Source organism: Methylocystis sp. IM3, assembly GCF_038070105.1.
In the GTDB taxonomy this organism is placed as follows: Bacteria; Pseudomonadota; Alphaproteobacteria; order Rhizobiales; family Beijerinckiaceae; genus Methylocystis.
The window spans coordinates 15,033-31,654 of record NZ_JBBPBZ010000004.1 but is presented as its reverse complement, the minus strand read 5'-3'; the positions used below and the strand labels follow the sequence as shown (position 1 = coordinate 31,654).

12 protein-coding genes and 1 pseudogene are annotated in these 16,622 nt (G+C 59.2%); 12 read left to right on the top strand and 1 reads right to left on the bottom strand.

Translation table 11 applies throughout. The annotated features are described in order from the left end of the window. Nucleotides 1-24: 24 nt before the first annotated feature. The 12 genes and pseudogenes from WOC76_RS20320 (at nt 25) to WOC76_RS20265 (ending at nt 15,611) form a co-directional block, all read left to right on the top strand. Nucleotides 25-597, top strand: coding sequence for an ANTAR domain-containing response regulator (locus tag WOC76_RS20320; protein ID WP_341101751.1), 573 nt, complete (start codon nt 25-27; stop codon nt 595-597). Next, nucleotides 594-1,760: a CmpA/NrtA family ABC transporter substrate-binding protein gene (locus WOC76_RS20315; protein ID WP_341101752.1), complete on the top strand. Its 1,167-nt coding sequence runs from the start codon at nt 594-596 to the stop codon at nt 1,758-1,760. Before WOC76_RS20320 ends, WOC76_RS20315 begins: the two co-directional genes overlap by 4 nt. A gap of 529 nt (nt 1,761-2,289) precedes the next feature. Next, on the top strand, nt 2,290-3,408 hold the full coding sequence (locus WOC76_RS20310; protein ID WP_341431575.1) for an alpha-amylase: 1,119 nt from the start codon (nt 2,290-2,292) through the stop codon (nt 3,406-3,408). Nucleotides 3,409-3,762: 354 nt separating this feature from the next. After that, a pseudogene (locus tag WOC76_RS20305) lies at nt 3,763-4,310 on the top strand (ANTAR domain-containing response regulator); the annotation flags it as partial. Then, the gene (locus WOC76_RS20300; RefSeq protein WP_341387505.1) at nt 4,287-4,553 is read left to right on the top strand and encodes an ABC transporter substrate-binding protein; all 267 of its coding nucleotides are present in this window, start codon (nt 4,287-4,289) and stop codon (nt 4,551-4,553) included. The pseudogene WOC76_RS20305 and the gene WOC76_RS20300, both read left to right, overlap by 24 nt. Then, on the top strand, nt 4,526-5,536 hold the full coding sequence (locus WOC76_RS20295) for a CmpA/NrtA family ABC transporter substrate-binding protein (protein ID WP_341101762.1): 1,011 nt from the start codon (nt 4,526-4,528) through the stop codon (nt 5,534-5,536). Before WOC76_RS20300 ends, WOC76_RS20295 begins: the two co-directional genes overlap by 28 nt. 477 nt (nt 5,537-6,013) lie before the next feature. Further along, on the top strand, nt 6,014-7,762 hold the full coding sequence (locus WOC76_RS20290; protein ID WP_341102352.1) for a NirA family protein: 1,749 nt from the start codon (nt 6,014-6,016) through the stop codon (nt 7,760-7,762). Then, nucleotides 7,759-9,348 carry a sulfite reductase subunit alpha gene (locus WOC76_RS20285; protein ID WP_341101763.1) on the top strand — a complete coding sequence of 530 codons (1,590 nt, stop codon included), beginning with the start codon at nt 7,759-7,761 and terminating at the stop codon, nt 9,346-9,348. Before WOC76_RS20290 ends, WOC76_RS20285 begins: the two co-directional genes overlap by 4 nt. Nucleotides 9,349-9,413: 65 nt before the next feature. Then, nucleotides 9,414-12,035 (top strand): nitrate reductase, encoded by a 2,622-nt coding sequence (locus tag WOC76_RS20280; protein WP_341101765.1) that lies wholly within the window; start codon nt 9,414-9,416, stop codon nt 12,033-12,035. 101 nt (nt 12,036-12,136) lie between these two features. Next, nucleotides 12,137-13,393, top strand: a complete 1,257-nt coding sequence (locus WOC76_RS20275) for an MFS transporter (RefSeq protein WP_341101766.1) — start codon at nt 12,137-12,139, stop codon at nt 13,391-13,393. Nucleotides 13,394-13,409: 16 nt separating this feature from the next. After that, entirely contained in the window at nt 13,410-15,119 is a 1,710-nt protein-coding gene (locus WOC76_RS20270; RefSeq protein ID WP_341101769.1) for a protein kinase domain-containing protein, read from the top strand. Between the two features lie 216 nt (nt 15,120-15,335). Then, complete coding sequence (locus WOC76_RS20265; protein WP_341101772.1) at nt 15,336-15,611, top strand: hypothetical protein; 276 nt, start codon at nt 15,336-15,338, stop codon at nt 15,609-15,611. Nucleotides 15,612-15,668: 57 nt separating this feature from the next. On the opposite strand, the gene WOC76_RS20260 is transcribed toward WOC76_RS20265, so the two are convergent. Next, nucleotides 15,669-16,595 (bottom strand): LysR substrate-binding domain-containing protein, encoded by a 927-nt coding sequence (locus WOC76_RS20260; RefSeq protein ID WP_341431574.1) that lies wholly within the window; start codon nt 16,593-16,595, stop codon nt 15,669-15,671. Between the last annotated feature and the right edge of the window lie 27 nt (nt 16,596-16,622).

Here is a 16,622-nt window from a genome sequence, read left to right as displayed (position 1 = left end):
AATCCGTAGCTCGAGCGTAAACTCGTGAAAATCGTTATTGTTGATGAAAGCGCGATCCGCGCCGCAATCCTTGAAGAGGGTTTACGAGAGGCAGGCTTCAAAAATGTCGAGCGCATCTTCGAGAAGCAAAATCTCCTAAAACGCATTTACGCCATCGACCCCGAAGTCATTCTCATCAATCTCGAAAGCCCCTCTCGCGACGAGCTGGAGCAGATGTTCCAGGTTAGTCGCGCTGTCCGGCGGCCGGTCGCTATGTTTGTCGATCAAGCGGACGCCGCCTCGATACAGGCGTCCGTCGACGCTGGCGTGTCGGCCTATATCGTCGATGGGCTGAAGAAAGAACGGATCAAGTCGATTGTTGATCTTTGCGTGTCCCGCTTCAACGCATTCGCCAAGCTTCAAAGCGAACTATCGCGCGCCAAATCGGACCTTCAGGAGCGCAAAACCATCGATCGAGCCAAGGGCATCCTTATGAAGACGAAGAATCTGTCGGAAGAAGAAGCCTATCGGCTGCTGCGCAAGGTCGCCATGCGCGAGAGCAAGAAAATCGCAGAGATCGCTCAGTCCGTCATCACCGCATCCGAGTTGCTCAAATGACGTCGCTCCGTCCCGTTAGAATTGGGTTCATGCCGCTCGTCGACGCCGCGATCGTCTTTGTCGCCGTCGATAAAGGTTTCGCCGCCGCTGAGGGCCTCGATGTGACGTTGGTGCGCGAGGTCTCCTGGTCCAACATACGCGATCGTCTCGCGATCGGCCATTATGACGCTGCCCATCTTCTCTCGCCGATGTCCATCGCGGCAACCCTCGGTCTCAGGCAGGTTAAGGTTCGGCTTATCGCGACGCTTAATTTGGCGACGAACGGCAACGCCATCACTGTCTCCCCGTCGCTTAACGCCCGTCTGCTCGGGGCCGCGGATGGCGACATCGCCGATCCCTTGATCAGCGCCCGCGCGCTGCGCGCAGTCGTCAGCGAAGACGAAAAACGCGGCGCCGAGCCGTTGACCTTCGCAATGACCTTCCCGTTTTCCGTGCATAATTACCAGTTGCGCTATTGGATGGCTCAAGGCGGCATCGACCCTGACAAGGATTTGCGTCTTGTCGTGCTGCCGCCGCCCTTCATGGCCGAAAACCTCGCCAACGGGCAGATCGACGGCTTTTGCGTCGGAGCGCCCTGGAACGCCGTTGCGGCTGAGACCGCCAAAGGCGTGGTTCTGCACCCTGGATGTGCGATTTTTAACCCAGCTCCCGAAAAGACGCTGGCGATACGCGAAAGCACTGCGGATAGGGACCCCTGGCTGGTCTCGGCGCTGATCCGCGCCTGCCTGAAGGCCGCCGATTTCGTCGCAGCGCCAGACAATCGGGCCGAAGTCGCAGCGATCCTGGCCCGTTCGGACCGTGTCGGCATCGACGCGAAGACGCTTCACCACATCCTCGACGGGCGCTGGTGCGCGACCGCTTCGACGGCGAATAAAGATTACCTGATTTTTGGCGACCGAATTTCGGGACGTCCCGATCCTTATCAGGCCGCATGGCTTTTCGCCCAGATGGCACGTTGGGGCCAGGCGCGTACGTCAGCCGAGGCCCAGCGCATTGCTGAAGGCGTATTCAATCCAGCTTTTTTCGATCGGGAGATCGGACCCAACCCGGGGGTCCCGCCCGCCCACATTTCGGCCTTCGCCGGCCCTGCCTTCGACGCAGACGCCATGGAGACCTATATCGGCGCATTTCCGATCGCCGCGAAGGATCCGGTTGTCCGCTGATCGTCGTATGCTCGGATGAGCGGCCTCGTGCTCCAAGCCAAAACTGTCCGATCCCTGAAGATCCGATGGCGGACATTCTGCCCAATGCTTGGACAGAGCAGCGCTTAGATTTTGAGCGCAAAATGTCGCGGAAATCGACATCGGTCTGATCTTTCTCGTTGAACTGAAGCCATTTCCTCCATCGCGACGCCGTGGCCTGATACTTGCAATTCCTGTCGCAAACCACGCGATGCGTGGTCGACTCAACGACGGGTCAGACGCAGCAACGCCGCTGTTCCAGCCATCTCGCGACTCATGCGAGAGGGGTTGGGCAGCGGCTTTTTTGTATTTGGCTCCCGCGATTGCGCTAGCGAAGCGCGAATGGCAGGGTGACATGGAAACGAGGCATCATCAGAGACATGGGCAAATTTTCGCTTCGACTCTCTTAGGAGCGATCTTTCTTTTGCTGCACGCTTTAAGCGCGCAAGCGGGAGAGATTTCGAAAAAGTCGGGACCTCGGGCGGCCGCCGCACGAACGACGGGATCGCCGTTGAAGGCCAATGTAGCGGCGAGCAAGCTAAACGCGCCGCCACCGCCGCCCCTTGCCAGCGCACTGCCGCCGCCAGCTCCGCCTCCCGGGCCGATCGGCGTTTTTGGTCTTGACATTCCGGCGCCAGGAAAACTCGTTCTCTCAATCACGCCGACCTTCTCCAATCTGTCGGGTATGAAGATGGGGACGCGGACCGTTTGGAATGAATATATTGTCTCGACGGTTCCCTTTTTTCTCAATCCGCGGCAACCGGTTCGGATTATTCCTCAGAACATTGCTGTCCGAACCCAGATCGTTGGCCTCAACTACGGAGTCACCAAGGACTTATGCGTCGTTCTGAATGCCGGCATGATTGAAAAAAGTCTTGACGCGCTTGTGTTCAAGGGCACGAGCGGCATCCAGCCGCTCGCTAGAAATTACCCCGATACTTCAAGCCTAACGGATTTCAATCTTTCGGGCGTCTATCGCGCCTACCAGGACGACATCAACCGCATCCAGGTTTCTCTCGGCTTCTCCTTCCCCACCGGATCGAACCGCGCGACACTCGATAATTTCGTTCTCCCAAACGGAACCGTTCAGAACATCCGCGGCTTTTACGGAATGCAGCTAGGAACCGGCACCTACGACATCATGCCGGGGATCGTCTATGCGGGCAATCTGGGTGCGTGGTCATGGGGCGTCTCCTATCGCGGGCGCTTTCCGCTTGGGCCTAATCCGGAGGGCTACACCTGGGCCAACATACCCGAATTAAAGCCGTGGGGCGGGTATACGCTCAATCCAAAGGGCTATATGTGGGGCGACCTTCACGAGCTAAACGGCTGGGCCGGGTACACATGGACACCCGGCCTCACCACGACGTTTAGAGTAAATGCGACAATGCAGGGCGCGATCCGCGGTTGGGACCCCGAGATCCGCGGCCCCGCAGCGCCCTCCAACCCGCTTTTTTTCGGAGGCCAGAGAGTCGAGCTCTTTGGCGGCGGCACGGTCAGCGGGAAATTCATCGGTTATGAGAATTGGACGTTAGGCGTTGAAGCGGGGTTGCCCGTCTACCAGAATCTGAACGGTCCGCAGATCATGAAGAATTGGCAGGCCGGCATGCAGCTCAAGGTGAAAATCTGAAACGACGCGTCCGCCGCGACTGGTGGACGCTCATTTTTTCTCCAAACAGAGGCGGACGTTCGCGATGTTGATCGGGAGCGCGAGGAGCCATTGCAGCTGGAAGTTACGCCACATTGATACGATCGACGCGCTCTTCTTGCGCATGCGTGGCGCCCTAATCATTTCGTTTTTGGAACTTCTCGTTCTTCTTGTCGCCCTCTATCTCGGCGCGGTCGGCGTCGTAAAAACCGTTGATCGTCTTCTTGACGAGCAACCCTTGTCTTTCAGCGCACTGGCGGTCCACACGTCTCCGCCGGCGCAAAATCGCGCAAAAGCCACTTGGAAGCACTCGCGGCTTGCGGCGGAGCGGATGCGGTGAAAATCGTTATTGTCGATCAAAGCTCTATCCGATTCGCGATCTTGGAAGAAGGGTTGCGGGAGGCAGGCTTTACCGACATTGTCTATCTTGCCGAGAAAAAACTGATTTGCTCAGTCGCATCTACTCGATCGACCCCGACGTCATTTTGATCGATCTGGGAAGTCCGTCGCGGGACGAACTCGAACAAATGTTTTAAGTAAGCCGCGCCGTCCGACGCCCGATCGCCATGTTTGTCGACAAGGCGGACGCCAGGTTCATTCAGGCGTCGGTCGACGCAGGGGTTTCCGCGTACATTGTCGATGGACTTAGAAAGGAACGCATCAAGTCCATCCTCGACGTCTGCATATCGCGCTTCAACGCCTTTGCAAATCTACAAAGCGAATTGGAGAAAGCGAGGTCGGACCTCGAAGAGCGAAAGGTCGTCGATCGAGCCAAGACAATCTTGATGCAAGCAAAGGGTCTGACGGAATCGGAGGCGTATAATTTGATGCGCGGCCGAGCGATGTGCGAAAGCGTGAAAATGAACGAAGTTGCAAAATCTGTTGATAGCTGCTTGGGAGATTTTCAGATGAATGCTGATCGCAAGCTCAGGATCGGCTTCATTCCACTTGTTGACGCAGCGCCCCTTCTGGTCGCAGTTGACAAGGGCTTTGCGGCGGAAGAGGGCTTGGATGTTGAACTGGTGCAGGAGGTCTCCTGGTCCAACATACGTGACAGGCTTTCGATTGGACAATCCAAGCGGCGCATTTGCTCGCTCCAATGGCGATCGCCGCGACGCTTGGCCTGAGGCAGATGAAGAGACCGACGATCGCTACCCTCAATCTAGCGATGAATGGCAACGCCATCACCGTTTCGCCGAAGCTATACGAAACGCTCTCGAGCGTGGCGCAAGGCGATCTGTCCGATCCCCGCGTGAGCATAAGAGCGTTGAAAGCCGTCATCGACTTACGCGAAAGCCGAGGTGAGGAGCCGTTCACTTTCGGCATGACGTTTCCCTTCTCGACACATAATTATCAGTTGCGCTTCTGGATGGCGGAAGGCGGACTTGATCCCGACAGGGATGTGCGTCTCATTGTCTTACCGCCACCTTATATGGTCGAGAATCTGGCGAAAGGGCAGGTCGACGGATTCTGTGTCGGAGCGCCCTGGAATACAGTGGCCGAGATACACGGCGTGAGGATCATTCTGCATCCCGGCGGCGCCATTTTCAATCCTGCGCCCGAGAAGACCTTGGCGATCAGCGCCGAGCTCGCGAAAAACGAGCCCGAGACAGTTGTGGGGCTCATTCGAGCCTGCCTCAAAGCGGCGGATTTTATCGCGTCGCCTGAAAACCGGTCAGAGGCGCTCGCTATGCTTTCGGGTCCCGATCGAATCGGTGCTGGCGCCCAAGCCTTGGAGCGCACGTTCGAGGGCCGCGTGGGATCCGCGGGGGTGACAAAGGACTATCTCATCTTTGGCAATGCGGCATCCGGCAGGCCGGATCCCGTTCAGGCGGCGTGGCTTTACGCGCAAATGGTCCGGTGGGGACAAGCGCCGTTTTCACTGGAAGCGATGCAGACAGCTCGCTCCGTATATGAGGACGCATATTTTGATCAAGCCACAGGCGGAAGCGTAACCGGAAAAACGAGCAAGATAAGCGCTTTTGCTGGCGTCGCGTTCAATGCTTGCGAGCTCGAAGCTTATCTAGATCCTTCCACATTGGATCGGGAGCGTGAAGCCAAACTGCACGCACTGTGCATAGAGATGCAGCGGAACGTGCTGAACACGTGAGCATGCGTCAAGAAGGACGAAACCAGCGTCTCTAAAGCCTTCACATTTCACTGGAAGCTCCTGCGTTTGTCGACTGGCGCCGGTCTTGCAAGGTCGTTTTTGAAATAGCGCGCCGAAGGGCGCGGAGCCCAACGAGGGGCTCAAACAGCAACGCCGCTGTCCCGAAACGTCCGTCAACGCGGGCGATTTTGGGCGCGGCTTTTTTCTGTTCCGTCGTAGCTGCGTGAACAAGGCGAAGCGAACAGTGTCGCGAGGTCGAATTGTTCAGAGCCGATCACGATAGGTCCATGTGAGGACTAGGGGTCAATGCACAACGAGAAACTTGTTGTTGTGGGGGGCGGCATGGCTTCCACACGCCTAGCTGATAAGCTGAATTTCGCGGCTCCCGACCGCTATTAGATTTGCGTAATCGGCGAGGAGGCGCGACTTGCCTACAACTGCGAGGTTCGGCGGAGTGACGAAAAAAGGGTGCACAAAATGACAGCGGATTTCACGGTCGATCAGAAGCGCTATCTCGAAGGGTTCGTTGCGGGACTTTCCGCGCGCGAGATGAGATCAACGCCTGTCGCCCAGCCGACTGGCCCCGACGCGGTGCATCTTGTCGCGCAAGATCAGGTCATTGCCAGTGGCCGAAAGCTGACCGATCAGGAGAAATGGAAGCGCGAGACCCATCCCTTCGACGCCTATCCGCGCCTCGTCGCGCAAACGAAGGAAAACGTGTCGCCAAAACCCGCCGACAATTTTCGTTGGCGCTACCACGGTCTCTTCTATGTCGCGCCGGCGCAGGACGCCTATATGCTGCGGTTGCGCATTCCTAACGGCGTCCTCACCCATTGGCAGTTCGCGGGTCTTGCCGATCTCGCGGAATTGCATGGCGGCGGCTATCTGCACGCGACAACGCGCGCCAATCTTCAGATCCGCGAGATCGCGCCGAAGAATGCGGTTGAGATCGTCGAGGCGGTGCAAGACCTCGGGCTCTGGAGCAAGGGCGCGGGCGCCGACAATATCCGCAACGTTACCGGCACGCCGACGGCCGGCGTCGATCCCCAGGAGTTGATAGACACGCGGCCTTACGCCCGCGCGATGCATCACCACATTTTAAATGACCGTTCGCTCTATGGCCTGCCGCGAAAATTCAACATAGCCTTCGACGGCGCCGGATTGGTCGGCGCGCTGGAGGACACAAACGACATCGGATTTCAGGCGGTCGAGGTGCGCGACGGCCACGGCGTTGCGCCGGGTGTGTGGTTTCGTCTCGCCTTGGGGGGCATCACGGGCCATAAGGATTTTGCTCGCGATACGGGAGTTATTGTTCATCCGGACGAGACGGTGGAGGTCGCGGACGCGATCCTGCGCGTTTTCATCGAACACGGCGACCGCACTGACCGCGCCAAGGCGCGGCTCAAATATGTTCTCGACGCCTGGGGCTTCGAGAAATTTCTCCAGGCGGTCGAGGAGAAACTCGGCCGGAAACTTGTCCACATTGCGATGGAAGCCGTTGCCCCGCGTCCGCGTCAGGATCGCGCCGCGCACATCGGCGTGCATCCGCAAAAACAGCCGGGCCTCAACTGGATTGGAGTCGCTCTGCCGCTCGGACGCCTGACTTCAGAAGAGGCGCGCGGCCTCGCGCGCGCCGCGCGCGATCATGGCGACGGCGGCCTGCGCCTCACCGTTTGGCAGAATTTGCTCCTTACGGGCGTGCCGGACGCACGGGTTGCGGACGCGATCGCCGCAGTCGAGGCTCTGGGCCTATCGACAAAGGCTTCGCCGATCCGCGCTGGCCTCGTCGCCTGCACGGGGAAATTTGGTTGTCGTTTTGCCGCGGCCGACACGAAACGCCATGCGGCGCTGATCGCCGATCACTGCGAGGCGACGGCGCCGATGGATACCCCCGTCAATATCCACTTGACCGGCTGCCATCATTCCTGCGCGCAGCATTATATCGGCGACATCGGCCTCATTGGCGCGCGTGTTCCGATCAACGACGAGGGCGAAGCGGTCGAAGGTTATCACATTCTCGTCGGCGGCAGCTTCGGGAACGAGGCGGCGATCGCGCGCGAACTCTTCCAAAACGTACGCGCAGAGGACGCACCGGAGACGGTGGCGGCTATCTTGCGCGTCTATCGCCGATGTCGCGAAAGCAACACCGAAGATTTTGCCGCCTTTGCGCGGCGCTGTGACGCGGCAACGATCCGTCGTCTGGCGGAGTCGGAGATTTTACAATGACCCACATGACGCGTCCGTCGAGCCTCATCCCCGAAGCGGCGCCCTTCTCCCCCGAGCAGCGGAGCTGGCTCAACGGATTCTTCGCGGCCTACCTGTCCGTCGATAGCGGCGCCACGCCAATTGCATTCGAGCCCAGTGGCGCCGTTCATGTAATTACTGATTCCGATGACGGTGAGGCGCCCTGGCACGACCAGACGCTGGCTCTCGATGCGCGCATGAAGCTCGCTGAAGGCCGACCGCTGCGCCGAAGGATGATGGCGGCGATGGCGCAGCAGGATTGCGGCCAATGCGGCTATAGTTGCGAGAGCTACGCGGACGCGGTCGCCACACGCAAGGAGGCGCGGCTCAATCTTTGCGCCCCGGGCGGCAAGGAAACCGCGCGCATGCTCAAGACGCTCGCTGCGGACCTGGAGACGGCGCCCGCACCGACCGGCGCGTCGACCGAGAAGTCGGAGCCGGCGCCGATCGGCGGCCGGGGATATTCGCGAGATAATCCTGCGTCGGTCACGTTTCTCTCCCGGCGACGGCTCAATGGCGAGGGATCGGCGAAGGAAACCTGGCACATCGACTTCGACGTCTCGGAAAGCCAGTTAGACTACGCGGCTGGCGACAGTTTCGGCATCTTCGTCCGGAACGACCTCGGTCTTGTTGACCAGATCATCGCAACGCTCGGGGCGTCCCATGTCACGGCGGTGCGCGGCAAAACGCTGCGTGACCTCCTGCTCGATGACTTGTCGCTCTCGCCCGCGCCTGACGCGCTCTTTGAACTCCTCTCCTTCATCACCGGCGGGGCCGATCGCGACAAGGCGCGCCGCCTCGCGCAAGGCGAGGACCCGGACGGCGACGCCGCGACGCTCGACGTGCTCGCGGTTCTTCGCAAATTCCCCAGTGCGCGTCCGCACCCCGAGGCCTTCGTGGAGGCGCTAGACCCCTTGGCGCCCCGGCTCTATTCGATTTCCTCCTCGCCGAAGGCGGCGCCAGGACGCCTATCGCTCACGGTCGACGCGGTGCGCTATGTTATCGGCAAGCGCAAGCGCCTTGGCGTCGCCTCGACCTTTCTCGCCGAACGTGTCGCGCCGGCAGAATCCTTGCGCGCCTATGTCCAGAAGGCGCATGGCTTCGCGCTTCCGGAGAACCCCGCATTGCCGATTATCATGGTCGGTCCGGGGACGGGCGTTGCGCCGTTCCGCGCCTTTCTTCAGGAACGGGCGGCGAGCGGCGCGAAGGGAGCCAACTGGCTTTTCTTCGGTCACCAACGCTCGGCCTGCGATTTTTTCTACGCTGACGAATTCGAGACAATGAAAGCGACCGGTCTGCTGACGCGCCTGTCGCTCGCCTGGTCGCGGGACGGAGCGGAGAAATTCTACGTGCAGGACCGCATGCGCCAGTCCGGCCGCGAATTATGGGCATGGCTTGCCGAGGGCGCGCATTTCTATGTCTGCGGCGACGCCCAGCGCATGGCCAAGGACGTCGAGCGCGCGCTCGTCGACATTGTCGCTGAGTTTGGCGCGCGTAGCGTCGACGAAGCGATTGCCTTCGTCGCGCAGTTGAAGAAGGCCGGTCGTTACCAACAGGACGTCTATTGAGGCCCGACATGTTCGAGGATGTTCTTGCTGTGACGACGCGTGGGATGGCTTCTCCAGGAGAACGAATGGAAGCGATCACAGAAACGCGGACAACCTGTCCATACTGCGGCGTCGGCTGCGGCGTTCTCGTGTCCTCGGATCACAAGAGCGAGCCCGTGCGAGTTCGGGGGGATCCAAACCATCCAGCCAATTTCGGCCGCCTTTGCTCCAAGGGATCTGCGCTCGACGAAACGCTCAGTCTGGAAGGCCGCCTGCTTTTCCCAATGCAAAAGCAGCATAACGAAGCCTATAGGCGGGTAAGCTGGGGCGCCGCCTTGGATGGTATCGCAGCGCGATTTCAGGAAATCATCCGCTGTCATGGCCCGAACGCCGTCGCCTTTTACCTTTCCGGCCAGCTTCTGACCGAAGACTATTATGTCGCCAACAAGCTCATGAAAGGCTTCATAGGCTCGTCTAACGTCGACACCAATTCAAGACTGTGCATGGCCTCAACCGTCGCCGGACACAAGCGCGCCTTTGGCTCAGATACCGTGCCGGGCTGCTACGAAGACCTCGATCAAGCGGACCTCATTATTCTCGTCGGATCCAACGCCGCCTGGTGTCACCCGGTTCTCTTCCAACGCGTAATCCAGAACAAGGCCGAGCGCGGCGCCAAGATCATCGTGATCGATACGAGGCGGACCGCAACAGCGGAGAGCGCGGATCTCTTCCTTGAGATTAGGCCAGGCAGCGATCAAGCGCTATTTAGCGGCTTGCTGGTTTATCTCGATAAATTTGGCGCATTCGACGCCGATTTTATTCTTTCTCATACGCGCGGGTTGGCGGGCGCTCTCGACGCCGCGCGCGCAATCGCGCCGTCTATCGAGAAAACCGCGCTCGCGACGGGCTTGCGCGAAACCGACCTCATTTCCCTTTTCGAATTATTCGCGAAGACCCCGCGAACGGTCACCGCCTTTTCGCAGGGCGTCAATCAGTCGGCTCAAGGAACGGACAAAGTAAACGCGATCATCAATTGTCACCTCGCAACCGGAAGAATCGGCAAAGTAGGGGCTTCGCCGTTGTCCCTGACCGGCCAGCCGAATGCGATGGGCGGACGAGAGGTCGGCGGACTTGCGAATAGTCTCGCTGCCCATATGGGTTTTGACGTTGACAGCATAGATCGTGTCCGCCGCTTCTGGAACGCTCCCCATATGGCGGTGAAGGAGGGCCACAAAGCCGTACAGATGTTCGACGCTATCGCGCGAGGCGAGATCAAAGCGCTTTGGGTGGCGGGGACAAATCCGGCGGCGTCTCTGCCAAATGCTGACGCAGCCCGTGCCGCGCTCAGAAAACTTGAGCTGTTTGTTGTCTCAGACAATGTGGCCTCCAACGATACGATCAACAGAGGCCCACACTTTCTCCTTCCCGCTCAGGCGTGGGGCGAAAAGAACGGAACAGTCACAAATTCAGAACGAAGAATCTCTCGGCAACGGTCGTTCAATCCGGCCCCAGGTGCAGCTCGCGCTGATTGGGAAATTTTCTCGGATCTCGCAAAGCGTATGGGATACGAAGGGTTCGATTTTGCGTCGGCGGCGGATGTGTTTCGTGAACACGCAGCATTGTCTTCCTTCGAAAACGAGGGGACGCGCGATTTTGACATCGGCGGTTTCTCAGACCTCAGTGACACCGAATACGACGCGTTGGAGCCCACGCAATGGCCAGTTCGGAGCGGAGAAACGACGGGAACCCTGCGACTTTTCGAAAGCGGGCGGTTCTTCACGGATGACCGAAAAGCGGTGTTTGTCGCTCCCTCGCGACCTGCTTTAGCGACTCGTCTCACACCGAGTTTCCCGCTTCGGTTGAATACGGGTCGGATTCGTGACCAATGGCATACAATGACACGAACCGGGGCGTCTCCCAGACTTGCCCGACATCTTCCCGAACCCTTTGTCGAAATCAATCCAAGTGAAGCAAAGCGCTTTGGCATAGAAGATGGCGGGTTCGTTCAGATCACAACAAGATACGGCGTCTGCACCCTGCGCGCCGTGACGACAGACAGGCAGCCGGAGGGGAGCATCTTCGCTCCAATCCATTGGACAGACGAAACCGCCGCGCAGGCGCGTGTCGGCGCGCTTGTCGGATCTTTCCTCGATCCATATTCCGGACAGCCAGAGGCCAAGGCGACGCCGGCAGCGATTGCGCCAGCCTCGTTCGCACGAGCGGGTTTCCTGTTGTCGCGTAGGGCCGTGGCGTTTGACAAAGGGGTTTGGTGGGCGAGAATCGCCGTTGCAAATGGCTACGGTTATCGGGTTGCGACGGATCTCTCGGACCCTGACTGGTTGGCGACCATCCGCCAGCATTTTTCAGGAAATGATCTCGTCGAGTTTATCGACGAGGCGACCGCCTCCTACCGAGGCGCGGCCTTCCGCGAGGCGCGCGCTGAGTTCATTTGGGCCATTGCGCCGATCGCGCCTAGTTGGGACTCGCAACTGGAGCAACTGCTTTCGGGCCACGTCGGGAAGGCGATTGACGATGAGGGAGCGCTCGTCTGCGCGTGCTTTGGCGTCGGCGTCAAGCGCATCGAAACGTTAGCGCAACAGGGGCGCCGTTCGGCGGCGGACATTGGCGCCGCATGTAAAGCTGGAACCAGCTGCGGCTCGTGTTTACCGGAGATCAAGCGGATACTCGATGCAGCCGCTCGGTCCTAACGGTCGCATGGGAGCTCTCCAAGCGGGGCCTGCCGAGACTCTAGACGTCGCCCACCTGATGTTTTCGTAATCACCGCGGACACAACCAAAGAGGATCGAAAATGAAACTCGAAGAGTTCCGGAAAGTCGGCCATTGGCCAACCCTTCTAGCCGCCTTTCTGTATTTCGACATCAGCTTCATGGCTTGGGTTTCTTTAGGTCCGCTCATGATTTATATCACAAACGGGATGGGCGTTTCGGTGGAAGATAAGCTTTCACTTGTCGCTATCCCGGTGCTCGGCGGCGCCTTTTTCCGCGTGCCACTTGGCCTCCTCGCCGACATTATCGGCTCGAAAAAGGCCGGCATCGCCGCACAGGCGATCGTCATGTTTGCCGTGTCCATGGTCAGTGTCCTCGGACTGTCTAGCCCTGCCGCGATTGTACTATTTGGAATCGCGCTTGGTCTTGCCGGCGCCTCCTTCGCCGTCGCCTTGCCTCAGGTGGGCCGGTGGTATCCGCCCCAATATCAGGGGGTTGTGATGGGCATCGCTGGCGCTGGAAACATGGGCGTGGTGCTGGATACGGTCTTTGCGCCCTGGATCGCGGAAACCTATGGGTGGCGAACGGTTTACGGCGTGCTGTTTGTGCTGATGGCGGTCGTGTTTGCAATTTATGCGCTCGCCGCCAAAGACGCGCCGGGAGCAAAGTCGACAATCAGCACGTCTGATTACGGAAAGATGCTTCGCGACTCCGACAGTCGTTGGTTCATGTTTTTCTATTTCATCACTTTCGGCGGCTTCGTCGGCTTGGCTTCCGCGTTGCCGCTTTATTTTACCACGCACTATCACGCGACCGGCGTCGCTGCCGGGCTCGTCGTCGCACTGATTGTCGCCTTCGGTTCGGGCTTCAGGCCGGTGGGTGGCTACATCGCTGATCGGATCGGCGGCGTTAGGACCCTTTCCGTTCTCTTCTTGGCGGTCTCAGTCTGCTATTTTGCGATCGCCTTCCTACCTGAGGGACCGGCTCCGAAGATGGGCGGTTGGAGCCTGACTCAGCTCCCGACGACCGCATTTACGGCTGTTGGCTTGTTTTCGCTTGGCGTTCTTTGCCTGGGCATGGGAAATGGCGCGGTGTTCCAGCTGCTGCCGCAACGGTTCCGCAAGGAGATCGGCGCGATGACGGGTCTCGTCGGCGCAGCCGGCGGTTTGGGCGGGTTTTTCTTGGCTAAATCGCTCGCTTATTCCAAAGGCGCGACTGGTGGCTTTACCGCGGGTTTCCTCTTCTTCGGTTGTTTGGCGTTGCTAGGGCTCCTGGGTCTGATATTCGTGAAAACCCGCTGGCGCACGACGTGGGGCGCTATCTCGGGCGCTAGAATTTAACGTAACGAGACCGAAAGTGACGCTCGGTTCCCGCCACGATTTAAGGGTCGACGTCGGCTTCGCCACCGAGCGGGGCCGCCGTCCCGATAATCAGGACTATGTCGGAGTTTGCTATGGTCCGCGGGGTACGGGATCCATACAGGGGGTTGTGGCCGCGATCGCCGATGGCGTTGGCGGCCACAAGGGCGGGCGCGTGGCGGCGGAGACCGCCGTGCGAACGTTCCTTGATGGGTATTATGCGCAACCGGAGACCCTCGGCGTCATTCGAGCTGCGGCTCGCTCGCTCGAGGCGGCTAACGCCTGGATTGCGGCTCAGGGGCGGGTCGACCCTCGGTTAGAGGGCATGGCCTCGACGTTGAGCTCAATCATCCTTTCTCGTCGCACCGCGTTTGTCTTGCACATTGGAGATACGCGGATCTATCGCCTTGATACGGATGGAGCATTACATCAGCTCACGAAAGATCACGTCGTCGGACACGGCGAATTCGCTCACGTCCTTCGCCGTGCTGTAGGGTTCGAAGACTCCGCCCTTTTTGACCAGGCGTCTTGCGCCCTCGGCCTTCATGATCGATTCCTACTTTGCTCGGACGGTGTCCACGGGGTGCTCAGCAACGCTCTTTTGTTAGGCCACTTATCGGAACGACGCTCCCCGCAGGAGACCTCCGAAGCTATCGTCCAAAGAGCGCTCGAGGCGGGCAGCAACGACAATGTCACGGCGCTTGTGATCGATGTCGTCGATTTGCCTCCTGCCGACGAGCATGCCTTGGCGCAGTTTGCCGCGGCTCTTCCCATTTGTGACGTTCCGCGGGAAGGGGAGATCGTAGACGATTTCCGGATTGACGACGCTTTGTCGCAAGGGCGCTACAGCGCGCTCTTGCGCGCTACCGATTTACAGAGCGGCAAGGTCGTCGTGGTCAAGTTTCCAAAACCGGATGTTGCAGATGATGCGACGTATCGTGTGGCGTTCATAACCGAATCTTGGGTGGCGGCGCGCGTCCGGAGTCCGTTCATTGGGGAAATAGTTGATGTAGCCCCCATGCGCCAAACCCGTCTCTATTCCGTCATGCCCTTTTACGACGGTGAAACCTTGGAACAGCGGCTATCTCGAGAGCCGAAGATCGATTTGACAGAGGGAATACCGATAGCGCTTCGGCTTTCGAGAGCGGTTGCGACACTGCATCGATCCGGGATCATTCATAGAGACGTGAAACCTGAAAACGTCATACTTACGCACGACGGCGGGCTAAGGCTGATTGACCTTGGCGTTTGTCGCGCGCCGCACCTCGAAGATATACCCGATCAGTTTAGCCCTGGAACGCCAAGCTATATGGCGCCAGAGCTATTCGAAGGCGCTACAGGCAATGAATCGTCGGATCTTTATGCTCTGGGGGTCACAATTTATCGCATGTTTTGTCGTTCTTATCCCTACGGTGAAATTGAGCCCTTTAGCAAACCGAGGTTCGGCGCGCCGAAATCGATTTTGATCAAGCGGCCTGATCTTCCGGCTTGGCTCGACGCCGCCATTTCCAAGGCCATCGCGGTTCGAGAAAATGAGCGGTTCGGCGACGTGCTTGAATTTGCGTTTGAATTGGAAAATGACGCGGCGAGAACGCGACCCACCATCCACGGAAAAAAACCTCTGTATCAGCGCAATCCATTGCTATTCTGGCAAGTTTCGTCAATGCTGCTGATGTTTTTGTTGATAATTTCACTAGCTTTTCGATAAACATGTCCTGAAGCGCCTGTCACCTTGCCGTCGCACTGTCCCCTCGTTTGGGTTGCAATGTCCCCGCTTGCACGGCAAGCGGGCCTGCCGACGCAGCGGCACGCTGGTCGAGGCCGCTCCAAAACTGGCCTCTGGGCAAGCGCCGCGCGCCCTCGGCAATCTCGCTGCTTGGCTGGGCGATTTCTCGCTCGCGTTCATGGCATACAGGAGGAAAGGATGGTCATCTCCCTCTATATAGCCGCAGCGCTCGCCATGGCTGCTGGAAGCCTCTATCTCGCGTGGCGAAGCAGGGACGTCCGCAAATTTTTGGCAGGCGCGTTCTTCGTGTCGTCCGGCATCCTGTCCTATCTCTATCTCGCCGATGTTTCTGTGCCTCTGCTGGGGACTACGTTTGTCGAAACACCCAAAATCAGTGGTGTCCGCTCCCTCGTCCATTTTGTCCTCTTCCTGCTCTGCTTTTATTTTGGCTTCGTCAGGAAGCCAGAGCCTTGAGACCCCTTCCTGCATTCAAACTGGAAAAGGGCAGCTCGCGCCGGTTCCGTAACCACCTTATGCTTCTCCCGAGACACGGCCAACGCGCGGAGCCCCGGAAAATTCCTTGGCCAAGAAGTCGAGCAACCCGCGAACGGCGGGCAGCAAACCTCGGCGGGATGGGAAGATCGCATGGATGACGCCCGTTCTGGGCGTCCATTCTCGGATGATTTCAACAAGCGTCGCCGCCGCGATGTCCTCGTCCACCACAAAGGCGGGCAATTGCGCCACGCCAACGCCGCGCAACGCCGCCAAGCGCATTTGCGCGAGGTCGTCTGTGATCAGACGGGGTTGATGTGCAATAAGCGCGGATTCGCCTTTGGGGTCATCAAGACACCATTGATGCGCGCGCTGCGGCGGGCCGAAATCAATGCTCGGCAAGCCCGCAAGATCGGCAGGCGCCAGCGGTCCTGCGAATTGAGCGACGAGGCTTGGGCTGGCGACCAGCCGTTGCGGGCTTTCAGCCAGAAAGCGCATGACGAGATCGCTTTCCTCAAGCGGCGGAAACCGCACGCGAAGCGCCATGTCGAACCCCTCGGCGATGACGTCGACCGGGCGGCTTGTGCTTTCGAGATGGACGAAGACGCGCGGATTTGCCGCCATAAAGCGGGCGATGATGTCGCCGACCTGAAAGCACACCAGAGCCGGCGGGCAGCTCAGCCGTACCATGCCTTGAGGTTCGGCGTGCGAACGCTCGATCACGTCCTGCGCCGCGTCCGCTTCCACCAGTATGGCGACGCAGTGCCGATAGTATTCCTGACCGATTTCGGTGACGGCAAAGCGCCGGGTTGAGCGCTGGATCAGGCGCACGCCAAGGCGTTCCTCGAGCAGCTGAATGCGCCGGCTGAGACGCGACTTCGGCAGACCCAAGGCGCGGGCCGCGGGGGCAAAGCCCCCATGGTCGACCACTTGGACGAAAAAATAGAGGTCATTCAGGTCATGCACGCTCCATTGTCCATCAAATAGGACGAT